The 13,185-nt window shown below is 72.6% G+C and carries 15 protein-coding genes, 1 tRNA gene and 1 riboswitch; of the genes, 5 read left to right on the forward strand and 11 right to left on the reverse strand.

The features are described from left to right. Positions 1 to 93: 93 nt before the first annotated feature. From IH00_RS0122230 to IH00_RS0122245, 4 genes are all read right to left on the reverse strand, one after another. Positions 94 to 1,383, reverse strand: coding sequence for a DUF445 domain-containing protein (locus tag IH00_RS0122230; protein WP_031076278.1), 1,290 nt, complete (start codon positions 1,381 to 1,383; stop codon positions 94 to 96). A gap of 601 nt (positions 1,384 to 1,984) precedes the next feature. Continuing rightward, positions 1,985 to 2,956 carry an ABC transporter ATP-binding protein gene (locus IH00_RS0122235; protein WP_031076280.1) on the reverse strand — a complete coding sequence of 324 codons (972 nt, stop codon included), beginning with the start codon at positions 2,954 to 2,956 and terminating at the stop codon, positions 1,985 to 1,987. A gap of 8 nt (positions 2,957 to 2,964) precedes the next feature. After that, positions 2,965 to 3,732 (reverse strand): ABC transporter permease, encoded by a 768-nt coding sequence (locus IH00_RS0122240; protein ID WP_078887911.1) that lies wholly within the window; start codon positions 3,730 to 3,732, stop codon positions 2,965 to 2,967. Between the two features lie 40 nt (positions 3,733 to 3,772). Then, positions 3,773 to 4,573, reverse strand: coding sequence for an ABC transporter permease (locus tag IH00_RS0122245; protein WP_031076283.1), 801 nt, complete (start codon positions 4,571 to 4,573; stop codon positions 3,773 to 3,775). A gap of 350 nt (positions 4,574 to 4,923) precedes the next feature. On the opposite strand from IH00_RS0122245, the gene IH00_RS37600 reads away from it, so the two are divergent. Further along, entirely contained in the window at positions 4,924 to 7,611 is a 2,688-nt protein-coding gene (locus IH00_RS37600; protein WP_078887912.1) for a transglycosylase domain-containing protein, read from the forward strand. 41 nt (positions 7,612 to 7,652) lie between these two features. On the opposite strand, the gene IH00_RS0122255 is transcribed toward IH00_RS37600, so the two are convergent. The 3 genes from IH00_RS0122255 to IH00_RS0122265 form a co-directional block, all read right to left on the reverse strand. Next, on the reverse strand, positions 7,653 to 7,973 hold the full coding sequence (locus tag IH00_RS0122255) for a DMT family transporter (RefSeq protein WP_031076287.1): 321 nt from the start codon (positions 7,971 to 7,973) through the stop codon (positions 7,653 to 7,655). A gap of 41 nt (positions 7,974 to 8,014) precedes the next feature. After that, positions 8,015 to 8,075: riboswitch (guanidine-III (ykkC-III) riboswitch) on the reverse strand. Positions 8,076 to 8,107: 32 nt separating this feature from the next. Beyond that, on the reverse strand, positions 8,108 to 8,446 hold the full coding sequence (locus IH00_RS0122260; RefSeq protein ID WP_031076289.1) for a GroES family chaperonin: 339 nt from the start codon (positions 8,444 to 8,446) through the stop codon (positions 8,108 to 8,110). 66 nt (positions 8,447 to 8,512) lie between these two features. Further along, a complete protein-coding gene (locus IH00_RS0122265; protein ID WP_031076291.1) occupies positions 8,513 to 8,833 on the reverse strand; it encodes a DUF3618 domain-containing protein in 321 nt (106 codons plus the stop codon). 140 nt (positions 8,834 to 8,973) lie between these two features. Between IH00_RS0122265 and bcp the strand changes: the two genes are divergently transcribed. The 4 genes from bcp to IH00_RS0122285 all read left to right on the forward strand — a co-directional run bounded on the left by bcp (position 8,974) and on the right by IH00_RS0122285 (position 10,968). After that, complete coding sequence (bcp, locus tag IH00_RS0122270; RefSeq protein ID WP_031076293.1) at positions 8,974 to 9,441, forward strand: thioredoxin-dependent thiol peroxidase; 468 nt, start codon at positions 8,974 to 8,976, stop codon at positions 9,439 to 9,441. Between the two features lie 240 nt (positions 9,442 to 9,681). Further along, entirely contained in the window at positions 9,682 to 10,308 is a 627-nt protein-coding gene (locus IH00_RS0122275) for an HNH endonuclease signature motif containing protein (protein ID WP_031076295.1), read from the forward strand. Positions 10,309 to 10,331: 23 nt separating this feature from the next. After that, a complete protein-coding gene (locus IH00_RS37605; protein WP_234334927.1) occupies positions 10,332 to 10,880 on the forward strand; it encodes an HNH endonuclease signature motif containing protein in 549 nt (182 codons plus the stop codon). A gap of 12 nt (positions 10,881 to 10,892) precedes the next feature. Beyond that, positions 10,893 to 10,968: transfer RNA gene (locus tag IH00_RS0122285), tRNA-Leu, on the forward strand. Positions 10,969 to 11,020: 52 nt separating this feature from the next. Here the strand turns inward: IH00_RS0122285 and rdgB are convergent. From rdgB to IH00_RS0122305, 4 genes are all read right to left on the reverse strand, one after another. Continuing rightward, on the reverse strand, positions 11,021 to 11,623 hold the full coding sequence (rdgB, locus tag IH00_RS0122290) for an RdgB/HAM1 family non-canonical purine NTP pyrophosphatase (RefSeq protein ID WP_031076299.1): 603 nt from the start codon (positions 11,621 to 11,623) through the stop codon (positions 11,021 to 11,023). Positions 11,624 to 11,643: 20 nt separating this feature from the next. Beyond that, a complete protein-coding gene (locus tag IH00_RS0122295) occupies positions 11,644 to 12,027 on the reverse strand; it encodes a hypothetical protein (RefSeq protein WP_031076301.1) in 384 nt (127 codons plus the stop codon). Between the two features lie 98 nt (positions 12,028 to 12,125). Further along, positions 12,126 to 12,857 (reverse strand): ribonuclease PH, encoded by a 732-nt coding sequence (gene rph / locus IH00_RS0122300; protein ID WP_031076303.1) that lies wholly within the window; start codon positions 12,855 to 12,857, stop codon positions 12,126 to 12,128. Between the two features lie 76 nt (positions 12,858 to 12,933). Then, positions 12,934 to 13,167 (reverse strand): PTS sugar transporter subunit IIB, encoded by a 234-nt coding sequence (locus IH00_RS0122305; RefSeq protein ID WP_031076305.1) that lies wholly within the window; start codon positions 13,165 to 13,167, stop codon positions 12,934 to 12,936. Between the last annotated feature and the right edge of the window lie 18 nt (positions 13,168 to 13,185).

Here is a 13,185-nt window from a genome sequence, read left to right on the forward strand (position 1 = left end):
GGGGACCCGGGCGGCAGGGCCCGGATCCCCGCCCGGCGGCTACCCCCGGCCGGCGCCCCGGCAGCCGTCCGCGCCTCGTTGCCCGAGCCCCTCTCAGCCGCCCAGCACGTGCGACACCGTGTAGATCAGCAGGCCCGCCAGCGCACCGACCACCGTGCCGTTGATACGGATGAACTGGAGGTCGCGGCCGATGTGGGCCTCGATCTTCTTCGACGTCTGGTCCGCGTCCCAGCTCGCCACGGTCTCGCTGATCAGCGAGGTGATCTCGGCGCGGTACGTCGTGACGACGTACACCGCCGCGTCCTCGACCCACCCCTCCACCTTCGCCTGCAGACGGTCGTCGCCGGCCAGCCGCGTCCCCAGCGAGAGCAGCGCGGCGCGGGCCCGAAGCCGCAGTTCGCTCCGCTCGTCCTCCGACGCCGAGATGATCATGGCGCGTACGGACGACCAGGCCGACGCGATGACGTCCTGCACCTCCGGCCGGACCACCAGGTCCGACTTGAGGCGTTCCACCCGCGCCCGGGTGTCCGTGTCGCCCTGGAGGTCCGCGGCGAAGTCCGTCAGGAACCGGTCGAGCGCCGCGCGCGCCGGGTGCCCCGGCATGTCGCGCATCTCCGTGACGAAGCGCAGCAGTTCCTTGTAGACACGCTCGCCCACCTTGCGGTCCACGAAACGCGGGGTCCAGCCCGGCGCACCGCCCTGCACCGCGTCCATGATCGAGTCGGAGTGCAGCACCAGCCAGTCGTGGGCCCGGTTGCAGACCAGGTCCACGGCCCCGTGGTGCGCCCCGTCGCCGACGATCTTCTCCAGGGTCTTGCCGAGCCCGGGCGCGATCTCCACCGCCTCCGCCCGCCGGGTGATCGCCTCGCCCACCACCGCCTGGACGTCGGCGTCCCGCAGCACGGTCAGCGCGCCGCGCAGCGCCGTCGACAGCTCGGCCGTCACCCGGTCGGCGTGCGCCGGGTCGGCGAGCCAGCCGCCGAGGCGGCCGCCGATGCCGAGGGCGTGCAGCCGGGCGCGCACGACCCCCTCGGAGAGGAAGTTCTCGCCGACGAACGAGCCGAGCGAGGCGCCCAGCTGGTCCTTCTTCGTCGGAATGATCGCCGTGTGCGGGATGGGCAGGCCGAGGGGGCGACGGAACAACGCGGTGACGGCGAACCAGTCCGCCAGCGCGCCCACCATGCCCGCCTCGGCCGCGGCCGCGACGTAGCCCGGCCAGCCTTCGACGCCGGAGTTGCGGGCCCAGGTGGCCAGCACGTAGATCACCGCCACCAGGATGAGCAGGCCGGTCGCCGTGAGTTTCATCCGGCGGACACCGCGGCGCTTCTCCTCGTCCGCCGCCGTGTACGAGAACGCCACGAGCGGGGTCTTCGACTGGTTCATGCGCACCACCATGTCCGTAGGTCCTCTCCCAGGTCCCTACCTCAGGTACTCCCGGGGCGCACGCCGAGTTCCCGTGTCCCTGCCGGATGATGTCCGGCGGCAGCGCATAGGGCGGGGCTCGGGCCGGGGGCCACGGCCCGCTCCCCGCGGTCGTGGCGGGGGTACGGGGGTACGTCCGCCTTCGCGGCGGTCCCGGCCGCCGGACGGCGCAGCCGCGCGCTCCAGCGCGAGACCGGCTCCCCGCGCGGCACCGGGGGGGCTGCCGCCCCACCGCGAGACCGGCTCCCCGCGCGGCGCCGGGGGGCCGGGCAGCAAGCCCGGCACCGGAGCGGCGCCAGGAGCCCGTGGCCCCGTGGACCGGCCGGCCGGCGCCCGCAGAGCCCCCGGCCCGGGCGGCCAGGGCACTCCAGACTGGGCTCCGGAACCGGAACCGGCTCCGCCCCGCCGCCTCCGCGACCGGGACGCCTCCGGCCCGAGGCGGCTCCGGCACTCGCGCTCGGCGACCCCGGGGCCTGCGGCCCGGGCCTCGAGCCGGGAGCCTCGGGAGCGTCGGGAGCGTCGGGAGCCTCCGGGGCGCCGAACAGCCGCTCCCGGAGCACCGTCACAGGCCCGCCGACCGCTCCGCGTACATCTTGGAGATCACCGCCTCGATGTCCGGCTCCCGCACCGACAGGTCCACCAGCGGGTACTCCGCCGCGATCCGCGCCACCAGCGGTGCCGCCGAGCGGGCCGCCGGGAAGGCCAGCCACTGCCGCGGCCCTTCCACCTTCACCACCCGCGCCCCGTCGGGCGCCTCGATCGGCGGCAGCTCACGCTCCAGGTCCACCACCAGGGTGCGCTCGCCGGCGCCCACCTCGTGCAGCCCGTGCAGCGAGCCGTCGTACACCAGCCGCCCGTGGTCGATGACCATCACGCGCTTGCACAGCTGCTCGATGTCGGTGAGGTCGTGCGTGGTGAGCAGCACGGTCGTGCCGCGCTCGGCGTTCAGCTCGCGCAGGAAGCCCCGTACCTTCGCCTTGGAGATGACGTCGAGCCCGATCGTCGGCTCGTCCAGGTACAGCACCTCGGGGTCGTGCAGCAGTGCCGCCGCGATGTCGCCGCGCATGCGCTGGCCGAGGGAGAGCTGCCGTACCGGCACGTTCAGCAGCTCGCCCAGGTCGAGCAGTTCGACACACCGGTCGAGGTTCTCCCGGAAGCGGGCCTCCGGGATCCGGTACATGCGGTGGACCAGGCGGTAGGAGTCGCGCAGCGGGAGGTCCCACCACAGCGTCGTCCGCTGCCCGAACACCACGCCGATGCGCCGCGCCAGGCGGGTGCGCTCGCGCGACGGGTCGATGCCGGCGACGCGCAGCCGGCCGCCGCTGGGGGTCAGGATGCCCGTGAGCATCTTGATGGTGGTGGACTTGCCGGCGCCGTTGGGGCCGATGTAGCCCACCATCTCGCCGCGCGGGACGCGGAAGGTGATGCCGTCCACCGCCCGTACCCGGCGCTTCTCGCGGCGCAGGGTGCCGGGCACCCTGCGCCGTACGTCGAAGACCTTCTCGACGCCGTCCAGCTCGATGAAGTCGTCCATGTGCGCGCTCAGCTCCCCGTGCTCCGGTACGAACGAACTCCCACCCGCCAGGCCAGCCCCGCCAGGGCGCAGAAGAGCACCGCCACCGCCGGCGAGGCGAACGCCGACCACCACGGCAGCCCCGCCGGGGCTTCGCGGCCCAGCACGTACAGGGCGGGGACCCAGTTCACGAAGGCGAGGGGCACCACGTAGACCACGCCGCGCACCAGGTCCGCCGCGAAGATCGTCGGCGGGTACTGGAGCAGCGTGTTGCCGCCGTACGTGAACGAGTTGGTGACCTCCGCCGCGTCCTGGGCCAGGAACTGGAAGGCCGCCCCCGCCACCATCACCGACGAGAAGATCAGCCAGCCGGTCACCACCATCAGCGGTACGAGCGCCACCTTCGCGGGCGTCCACGTCACCTCGTCGAGGATCAGCAGCGACCACACCAGCACCAGCAGGCCCTGCGTCACCCGGCCCAGCCGCCGCAGCGCGAACCGGTCCGCCGCCACCTGCGCCAGCACGGGCACCGGCCGCACCAGCAGCGTGTCCAGCGTCCCGTCGCGCACCCGTCTCCCCAGCCGCTGGATCTGCCCCAGCGCCAGGTCCGCCAGCCCGAAGGCGGTGCTGGTCGTGCCGTACAGGAAGGCCACCTCGGCGAAGGAGAAGCCGCCGAGGCCGCGCACCTGACTGAACATCAGCAGGATGACGACGAAGTCGAAGGCGGTCGCCAGGAAGTTCGACAACAGCGTCATCGCGAACGAGAAGCGGTACGTCATCGTCGAGCGCACCCACATGGCGGCGATGAGCCCGTACGCGCGCAGTCCCTCACGCACCTCAGCCACCCTGCACCACCACCCGTCGCGTCGCCACGGCCTGGAGCACCCGCCCGGCCAGCAGCAGGACCAGCGCCCAGCCGCCCTGGAACGCGTACGCCTCCGCCAGGCCCCACCCGGTCCGCTTCTCCAGGAACACGTCCGCCGGCACCTGGAGCATGGAGGCCCAGGGCAGCATCCGCGCCACCTCGCCGAGCACGCCCGGGAAGACGGTCAGCGGCAGCAGCATCCCCGAGAAGAACGTCCCCGACAGCCACGCCACCTGCACCACCCCGGCCCCGTCCATCAGCCAGAACGCGCTCAGCGCCACGAGGAACCACACCGCGAAGCTCACCAGCACGCCGAGCGCCACCGACACCAGGAAGGCGAGCCAGGTCAGCGCGCTCCCGGGCAGCGCGATGTCGAAGGCGAGCGCCCCGATGGCCATCGGCACCACGCCCCGCCCCAGGAGGAGGAAGGCGGAACGGCCCACGGCGACGGAGAGCCACCACAGCTGGAGGTCGGCGGGCCGGTAGAGGTCGACGGCGATGTCACCCGTTCGGATGCGCTCCATCAGCTCGTCCTCGAAGCCGCCGCCCATCAGGCCGCAGGTCGCGAGCAGCGCCTGCCCGATCCACACATAGGCCAGCGCCTCGGCCATGTCGTAGCCGCCGAGCCCGGGGCGCTCGTCCCACAGGGCCATGTAGGTGTACGCCAGGATGAAGCCGAAGACGGTGTTGGTGAACACTCCCGCCGCGGTCGCCACCCGATACGTCGCATGGCGCCGGAACCCGCCGGCCGCCACGGCCGCGTACAGCCCCACCCGGACCCCCTCCTCGCCGCTCCCCCGTGTCTCCCCGCCGAAGCCGACGAGCCCAGGGCCTCTCGTTCGGATCCTGCTCGGCTCGGGGCACCTGGACCCCGCACCTCGCGGCGTCGTCGTCGGTCGCCGACGCTCCGCCGCGGCTTCCTCCTGCGCCGTGCGATGCGTTCCCTCGGCCCTGACGGGCCAGGGGAGACCCCATCCACCGGACGCCACCCCCTGACCCAGCCTGGTCCGAACGAAAGACCCTAGCCCTGCGGAATCCGTCGCCGCGACCCGTTTTCGGTGCAAGATGAGCATCGGACAAAACGTCATAAACAGTGCAGCGTCACACCGACAGGCCGGAGAACATGAGCGACGAGCCACCGCAGCAGGCGTGGGGACCCCGCGACCCGACCGTCGCCGGCCCGCCCCCGGGGAACCCCGGCGGCTCCGGCCGCCAGGGCGGCCCGCCGAACACCCCGCACGCGGGGAACTCCACGGAGCCCGGTACCGCGGGCACCCGGGCCGCTTCCGGACACCCGGGAGAGTCAGGGCGTCCCGGAGAGCCCGATGGCCCGGGAGAGCCCGGGCGCGGCGGCGGTGACGCGCCGTCAGGCGGCCCGGCCGCGGCGGCCGGCGCGTCCCGGCGGAAGCGGCGCCGCCGCAGCGGGTGGCGGCGCCTCCTGCCCACCTGGCGGATGACGCTCGGCGCGTTCCTCTTCCTCTCACTGCTGCTCGCCGGCGGCTTCTTCGCCGGGTACCACCTCGTCGACATCCCGCCCGCCAACGCCGCCGCCACCGCCCAGTCCAACGTGTACCTCTACAGCGACGGCACCCAGATCGCCCGCGACGGCCGGGTCAACCGCGAGAACGTCGAACTCGCCCAGATCCCCGCACACGTCCGGCACGCCGTCCTCGCCGCCGAGGACCGCGACTTCTACGAGGCGGCCGCCGTCGACCCCGAGGCCATGGTCCGCGCCGCCTGGAACACCCTCAGCGGCAAGGGCACGCAGGGCGGGTCCACCATCACGCAGCAGTACGTCAAGAACTACTACCTCGGCCAGGAGCGCACCATCACCCGCAAGGTGAAGGAGTTCTTCATCGCGATCAAGCTCGACCGCGAGAAGACGAAGAACGAGATCTTCGAGGGCTACCTCAACACCAGCTACTACGGCCGCAACGCCTACGGCATCCAGGCCGCCGCCCGCGCGTACTACGACAAGGACGTCCAGGACCTCGACCTCGCCGAGGGCGCCTACCTCGCCTCGCTGCTCAACGCCCCCAGCGCGTACGACGTCGCGACCCACCCCCGGAACCGCCCGCGGGCCGTCGCCCGCTGGGTGTACGTCCTCGACGCGATGGTCAAGGAGCGGTGGCTCAACCCCCGCTCCCGCTCCGAAGCCCTCTTCCCCGCGCCGCTGGAGGCGAAGGCCACCACGGGCCTGGCCGGGCAGCGCGGCTACGTCGTCCAGGCCGTCCGGGACTACCTCACCAACCACGGGGTGCTGCACGAGAAGGACCTCGCCCGCGGCGGGTACCGCATCACCACCACCCTGCAGAAGCAGAAGCAGGACGCCTTCGCCCAGGCCGTCGAGGACCAGGTCACCGCGCGGCTCGACCCCACGGGCAACGAGACCGACCGGTTCGTCCGCGTCGGCGGCGTGTCCATCGAACCCGCCACCGGCAAGGTCGTCGCCATGTACGGCGGAGTCGACTACACCAGGCAGTACGTCAACAACGCGACCCGCCGCGACTACCAGGTCGGCTCCACTTTCAAGCCGTTCGTCTTCGCCGCGGCCGTCCACCACGGCTCGCGGACCCAGCACGGCGAGCGCATCACGCCGAACACCACGTACGACGGCACCAACATGCGGCCCGTGACGGGCTGGACGGGACCGGCGTACAACCCGGCCAACGAGGACGACGTGTCGTACGGCCCCATCACCGTGCGCACCGCCACCGACAAGTCCGTCAACGCGGTCTACGCGCAGTTGGCCGTCGACGTCGGCCCGGACAAGGTCGAGCAGACCGCCATCAACCTGGGCCTGCCCATCGACACCCCGGACCTCAACCCCTCGCCGTCCATCGCCCTCGGCCCCGCCACCGCGTCGGCCCTCGACATGGCGCAGGCGTACGCGACACTCGCCGACCACGGCCGGCACAGCCCGTACCGGCTGGTCGAACGGGTGCAGAGGAACGGCGAGGACATCGAGCTGCCCACCGCCGAGGCCACCCAGGCGATCAGCCGCGAGGCCGCCGACACGACCACGGCGATGCTGCGCAGCGTCATCGAGGGCGGCACCGGCACCGCGGCCCAGGCGGCGGGCCGGCCGGCCGCCGGCAAGACCGGCACCGCGGAGGACGACAAGGCGGCCTGGTTCGCCGGCTACACGCCGAACCTGGCCACCGTGGTCGCGGTGATGGGCCAGGACCCGGAGGCGGGCACGCAGCAGCCGCTGTACGGAGCGCTGGGCCTGGTCCGCATGAACGGCGGCGGCGCGCCGGCCGAGATCTGGGGCCAGTACACCCGCGACGCCCTGGCGGGCACGGCGGTACAGGACTTCGACCTGCGCATCGCGGACGGCATGGAGCCGCGGGAGGACCCTTCGGAGTCGGCCTCCCCGGACGCGCCGGGCGATCCCGACGAGCCCGGTGGGTCCGGGCGGCCGGAGCGCCACCTGGAGGACGCCTCCTCCGACGACGTCCCGGACGGTGGCACCCCCGCAGCCCCGGCAGCCCCGGGCCCGCCGACGGTCCCTGCGGCCCCAGCGGCCCCGGTCGGGCCCGATGACGCGGCCGCCACCGGCGGCTCGGGGAGCCCGGCGGACCCACTCGGCCCGGACGGAGGTGTCGATGTCGGTGCGGTCGGCCGCCCCGTCCCCGCGGCCCCCGCGGAACCCGCGGAACCCGCCGCGCCCGGCCTCGCCGGGCACCTGGCCGTGAGGGCGGCCGCGCCGCCCGCGGCCACCGACGGGCACCACCCCGGCTCGCCCGCGGCGACGGAGACCGCGAGCCCCGACGCCCGCTCCGGCACGCCGGCCCGCCCGTCGCCGTGATCGCCGAAGGCCACGGCGGCGCGGCGGCGCAGCGGCACGGCTCAGTGTCCGGAGGTGGCCTTGAGGCCCACCACCGCCACCAGCAGCAGGCAGACGAAGAAGATCCGCGCGGCGGTCGCCGGCTCGCCCAGGACGACCATGCCGACCACCGCCGCGCCGGCCGCGCCGATGCCGACCCAGACGCCGTAGGCCGTACCGATCGGCAGGCTCTTCGCGGCCTGGGACAGCAGCGCCATGCTGGCGACGATCCCGGCGCCCGTGAGCAGGCTCGGCCACAGCCGCGTGAACCCGTCGGTGTACTTCATCCCGACGGACCAGCCCACCTCGAGCAGGCCGGCGACGATCAACAGAACCCATGCCATGACGGCGCACCTCCGGGACGCGGAAAAAACGGCGAACGGACAGTGCGTCGTCTTTGCGTCAACCCGGTACGGCGCGTCTCGTCGGGTCCCTCAGAGGCCTTCCCAACGTAGCAAACCGCCGTGGGACCGCAGGGCTACAGATAGAGCCCCGTCGAGTCCTCCGAACCCTCGAACCGGTCGGCCGCGACCGCGTGCAGGTCGCGCTCCCGCATCAGGACGTACGCGACGCCCCGCACCTCGACCTCGGCACGGTCCTCGGGGTCGTACAGCACCCGGTCACCCGGTTCCACCGTCCGTACGTTCTGGCCGACGGCGACCACCTCGGCCCAGGCCAGCCGGCGACCGACGGCGGCGGTCGCCGGGATCAGGATCCCGCCGCCCGAGCGCCGCTCGCCCTCGGGCGTGTCGTTCCGTACCAGCACGCGGTCGTGCAGCATGCGGATGGGCAGCTTGTCGTGGGTGTTCTCGCTCACCCCACGAAACTACCTGGCCCGGCGCGCCGCGCGCGCCGAAGGGGGGTCCAGGTCTCCGGCGCCGGGTCAGGCCTTCCGGCGCCGCACGCTCATCGCGAGCAGGCCGACCACGCCGATGGCGAGCAGCGCCACGGGCACGACCCGCTCCAGCCGCGGCGAGCCGTCCTCCTCGACGAACCGGCCCTTCACGTCCGTCACGACCCGGTTCACGGTGACGAAGGCGCGGCCGGCGGTCTGGTCGACCGTCGACGCCATCCTGGCCTTCGCGTCCCCGATGATCGTCTTCGGGTGCATGCGTACGCCGATCTCGTCGAGAGTGACGGCGAGCTGCTCGCGCCTGCGGACGATGTCCGCCTCGATCTGCGCAGGGGTCCTGGCATCCGACACCGCGCTGCCTCCGTAGGTCCGTCCGAATCCGTGGTGGACAGTCTGTCAGCTCGACGGCCCGCTCACCGTCCCCGACCCCCATTAGGCTCTGTCGACGTACGCCCACCCCTCCCCAGGGACCCGAGGAGCCAGGAAGAGCCATGAGCGAGCGACTGCAGCCCGGCGACACCGCCCCCGCCTTCACCCTGCCCGACGCGGACGGCAACGACGTCTCGCTCGCGGACCACAAGGGCCGCAAGGTGATCGTCTACTTCTACCCCGCCGCGATGACGCCCGGCTGCACCAAGCAGGCGTGCGACTTCACCGACAACCTGGAGGTGCTGGCCGGCGCCGGCTACGACGTCATCGGAATCTCCCCGGACAAGCCGGAGAAGCTGGCGAAGTTCCGCGAGAAGGAGAACCTGAAGGTCACGCTGGTCGGCGACCCGTCGAAGGAGACACTGGAGGCGTACGGCGCCTTCGGCGAGAAGAAGCTGTACGGCAAGACCGTGACGGGCGTGATCCGCTCGACGGTCGTCGTGGACGAGGAGGGCAAGGTCGAGCGCGCCCTCTACAACGTGAAGGCGACCGGCCATGTCGCCAAGATCATCAAGGACCTCGGCATCTGAGCCGTACGCCCGGAAGCCCCGCCGCCGTGCGACCGAGGTCCCACGCGGCCGGGTGCCGGTCGGGTGTGCCGGCCGTCCGCTTGCGGGAGCCTTTCCGGCTCAGCGGCCCGGGGAACCCTCGCGGGCGCGCCGCCCTCGGTCTCCTCCTCGGAGGACCTGACCCCCGCGGCGTGACCGTCCGATAACCGGTTCGTTGATCCGTTCGGGGCTGCGAACGCGCGGCCGAGGACGGAGGGGACGATGCGGGCGAGGTACACCCGCGAGCTGTTGGCCGCAGCGGCGCGGGAGACGAGGAGCTGGGACGAAGCGGTCCGCTGGTGCGGCGGCACGCCGACGCCCGGCAGCCGTCGCTATCTGCGGAGGAAGATGGCGGAAGCCGGGGTGGACACCTCGCACTTCGCCCCGCAAGGCGTGCGCCACACCGAGCAACGGCTCAGGGAGGCGGTCGCGGGGGCCACGAGCGTCAAGGACGTGGTCCGTCGGCTGGGCCTCAGCCCGGTGGGTGGCAACCAAGCGCACATCAGCCGCCGGATCAGCGCCCTGGCCATCGACACCTCCCATTTCCCGAAGTCCCGGCAGCGCCGCGCCAGGAAGGCACCGGTCCCCCTCCTGGCCCTCCGCCCTCGCGAAGGCGGCAGAGTTCCGGGGGAACGGTTACGGCGCGAACTGCTGCGCATCGGTGTGGCGGAGCGCTGCGCGATGTGCGGGACGGGACCAGAGTGGAACGGAGCGCCGCTCCGGCTGGAGGTCGATCACCTCAACGGTGATTGGTCGGACAACCGCCCCGAGAATCTGCGGCTGTTGTGTCCGAACTGCCATGCGGTGACGGACACGTACCGCGGCCGGAAGCGGAGGTCCGCGCCATGAGCAGGCCACGGCTTCGCCGTGACGTGCTCACCGACAAGCGCGACCGGTCCGGCGTCGACACCTCTCCTTTCGCCACAGCGGCTCGCGGCGATCTGCTTCCACGCGAGCAGCTCGCCCCTGCGGTCGCCCAGTCGCGCAGCATCGCCGAAGTGCTGCGCAGGCTTGGCCGCCCGGGCAGCGGCGCGGCACGGGCGCGGGTGAAGCGGAGCATCGAGGCATACGGGGTCTCCACGGCCCATTTCGTCGGACAGGGCCATCGGGCCGGGCAGCCCTCGCCCACACGGAAAGCGGCCGAGGACATCCTCCGGCTCAGCACTCCGGGTTCACCGCGGACCAGGACGGTGCAGCTGCGCCGGGCGCTCGACGACCTGGGCGTGCCGCACCTCTGCGCCGCATGCGGCATCGCGGACGTCTGGCAAGGGAGACGACTGGTCCTCGAGATCGACCACATCAACGGCGACCGGTTGGACAACCGCTTGGCGAACCTTCGTTATCTGTGCCCGTCCTGCCACAGCCAGACAGGCACCCACTCAAAGCGATCTCGACGTACGGGCGCCACAGCCGACCAGTAAAGTAGCGACCGCGGGTCCGTACCCCAGCTGGCCTAGAGGGCGCCGGTTTAGGTCCGGTGTGTCGTGGGTTCGAGTCCCACCGGGCCCACGCATGACGGGCGCGGCACCGAGCAGGTGCCGCGCCCGCAGCCGTATCGGCCTCAGCCCAGCAGTTCCCGGACCACCGGGACCAGGGCGCGGAACGCCTGGCCGCGGTGGCTGATGGCGTTCTTCTCCTGCGGGGTGAGTTCCGCGCAGGTGCGGGTTTCGCCGTCGGGCTGGAGGATCGGGTCGTAGCCGAAGCCGTTGGTGCCGGAGGGGGCGTGGCGCAGGGTGCCGCGGAGGCGGCCTTCGACGACGCGTTCGGTGCCGTCGGGGAGGGCGAGGGCGGCCGCGCAGGCGAAGTGGGCGCCGCGGTGTTCAGGGGCGATGTCGGCGAGTTGGGCGAGGAGCAGGTCCAGGTTGGCCCGGTCGTCGCCGTGGGTGCCGGACCAGCGGGCGGAGAAGATGCCGGGGGCGCCGCCGAGGACGTCGACGCACAGGCCCGAGTCGTCGGCGACGGCGGGCAGGCCGGTGGCCCGGGCGAGGGCGTGGGCCTTGAGCAGGGCGTTCTCGGCGAAGGTGACGCCGGTCTCCTTGACGTCGGGGACCTCGGGGTACGCGTCCGCGCCGACGAGCTCGTGGTCGAGCCCGGCGTCGGCGAGGATGGCGTGGAGTTCGGTGATCTTCCCGGCGTTGCGGGTGGCGAGGATTAGGCGGGTCATGGCCCCAGTATCTCCGGGGATCAGGGGGTGCAGACCTTGCCGATCTCGGTGGCGGCGTCGGTGACCGGCTTGATGTCGGGGGTGGCGTCGCCGTTCTTGACGGCGGTGCGGACGCTTTCGACGCCCTTGCCGAGGTCGTCGACGGCCTTGGACAGGTCGGCGTTGTCCGTCTTGTCCCTGAGGCTGTCGAGTTCCCTGTCGATCTCGTCGAGGGACTCGTTCAGCCGGGTGGGGTCGTCGGTGGCGGAGGAGACGGCCTGGCTCAGCTTGTCGACGCTGGTGGCGATGGCGTCGGCGGCCTGGACGCAGTCCATGGCCTTGTCGAGGGCGCCGCAGCCGGTCACGGCGGTGAGGGCGAGCACTGCGGTGGCGGCGGCGAGGGCGGCGGTACGGCGACGGCGCATGGAACGGTCCTCCCGAGGGCTGCGGACGGGCGTACGGTTCGGCCCGTACGCCCGTACCGGAGGGGACGCCCGGGAGGGCGCCCGTGGTTGCCGGGTTGTCAGAGCGTGAGGTCGAGGGCCTCGCGCTGGAGGGCGGCGAGGTCGGCGCAGCCGCCGGTGGCGAGGTCGAGGAGGGCGTTGAGCTCCTTGCGGTCGAAGGGCTCGGCCTCGGCGGTGCCCTGGACCTCGACGAAGCGGCCGTCGCCGGTGCAGACGACGTTCATGTCGGTCTCGGCGCGCACGTCCTCCTCGTAGCAGAGGTCGAGGAGCGGGGTGCCGTCGACGATGCCGACGGAGACGGCGGAGACGGTGCCGGTGAGCGGCTTGCGGCCCGCCTTGACGAGCTTGTGGCGCTGCGCCCAGGCGACGGCGTCGGCGAGGGCGACGTACGCGCCGGTGATGGCGGCGGTGCGGGTGCCGCCGTCGGCCTGGAGGACGTCGCAGTCGAGGACGATGGTGTTCTCGCCGAGGGCCTTGTAGTCGATGACGGCGCGCAGGGAGCGGCCGATGAGGCGGGAGATCTCGTGGGTGCGGCCGCCGATCTTGCCGCGTACGGATTCGCGGTCGCCGCGGGTGTTGGTGGAGCGCGGGAGCATCGAGTACTCGCCGGTGACCCAGCCTTCGCCGCTTCCCTTGCGCCAGCGCGGGACGCCTTCGGTGACGGAGGCGGTGCAGAAGACCTTGGTGTCGCCGAAGGAGATGAGGACGGAGCCCTCGGCGTGCTTGCTCCATCCGCGTTCGATGGTGACCGGGCGGAGCTGTTCGGGGGTGCGGCCGTCGATTCGAGACATGGGACGAGCGTAGTCCCCGATGTGCGAGGGGCCCGTTCCGGTACCGGAACGGGCCCCTCAGGGGTGAGGATTCGCCTCACATCATGTCTTCGATCTCCGCGGCGATCGGGTCGGCGTCGGTGCCGATGACGACCTGGATCGCGGAGCCCATCTTGACGACGCCGTGGGCGCCGGCGGCCTTCAGCGCGGCTTCGTCGACCAGGGCGGGGTCGGCCACCTCGGTGCGCAGGCGGGTGATGCAGCCCTCGACCTCTTCGATGTTGTCGATGCCGCCGAGCCCGGCGACGATCTTCTCAGCCTTGCTGGCCATGTCTTTCTCCCTGCGTTC

This window comes from Streptomyces sp. NRRL S-118, assembly GCF_000716335.1.
In the GTDB taxonomy this organism is placed as follows: Bacteria; Actinomycetota; Actinomycetes; order Streptomycetales; family Streptomycetaceae; genus Streptomyces.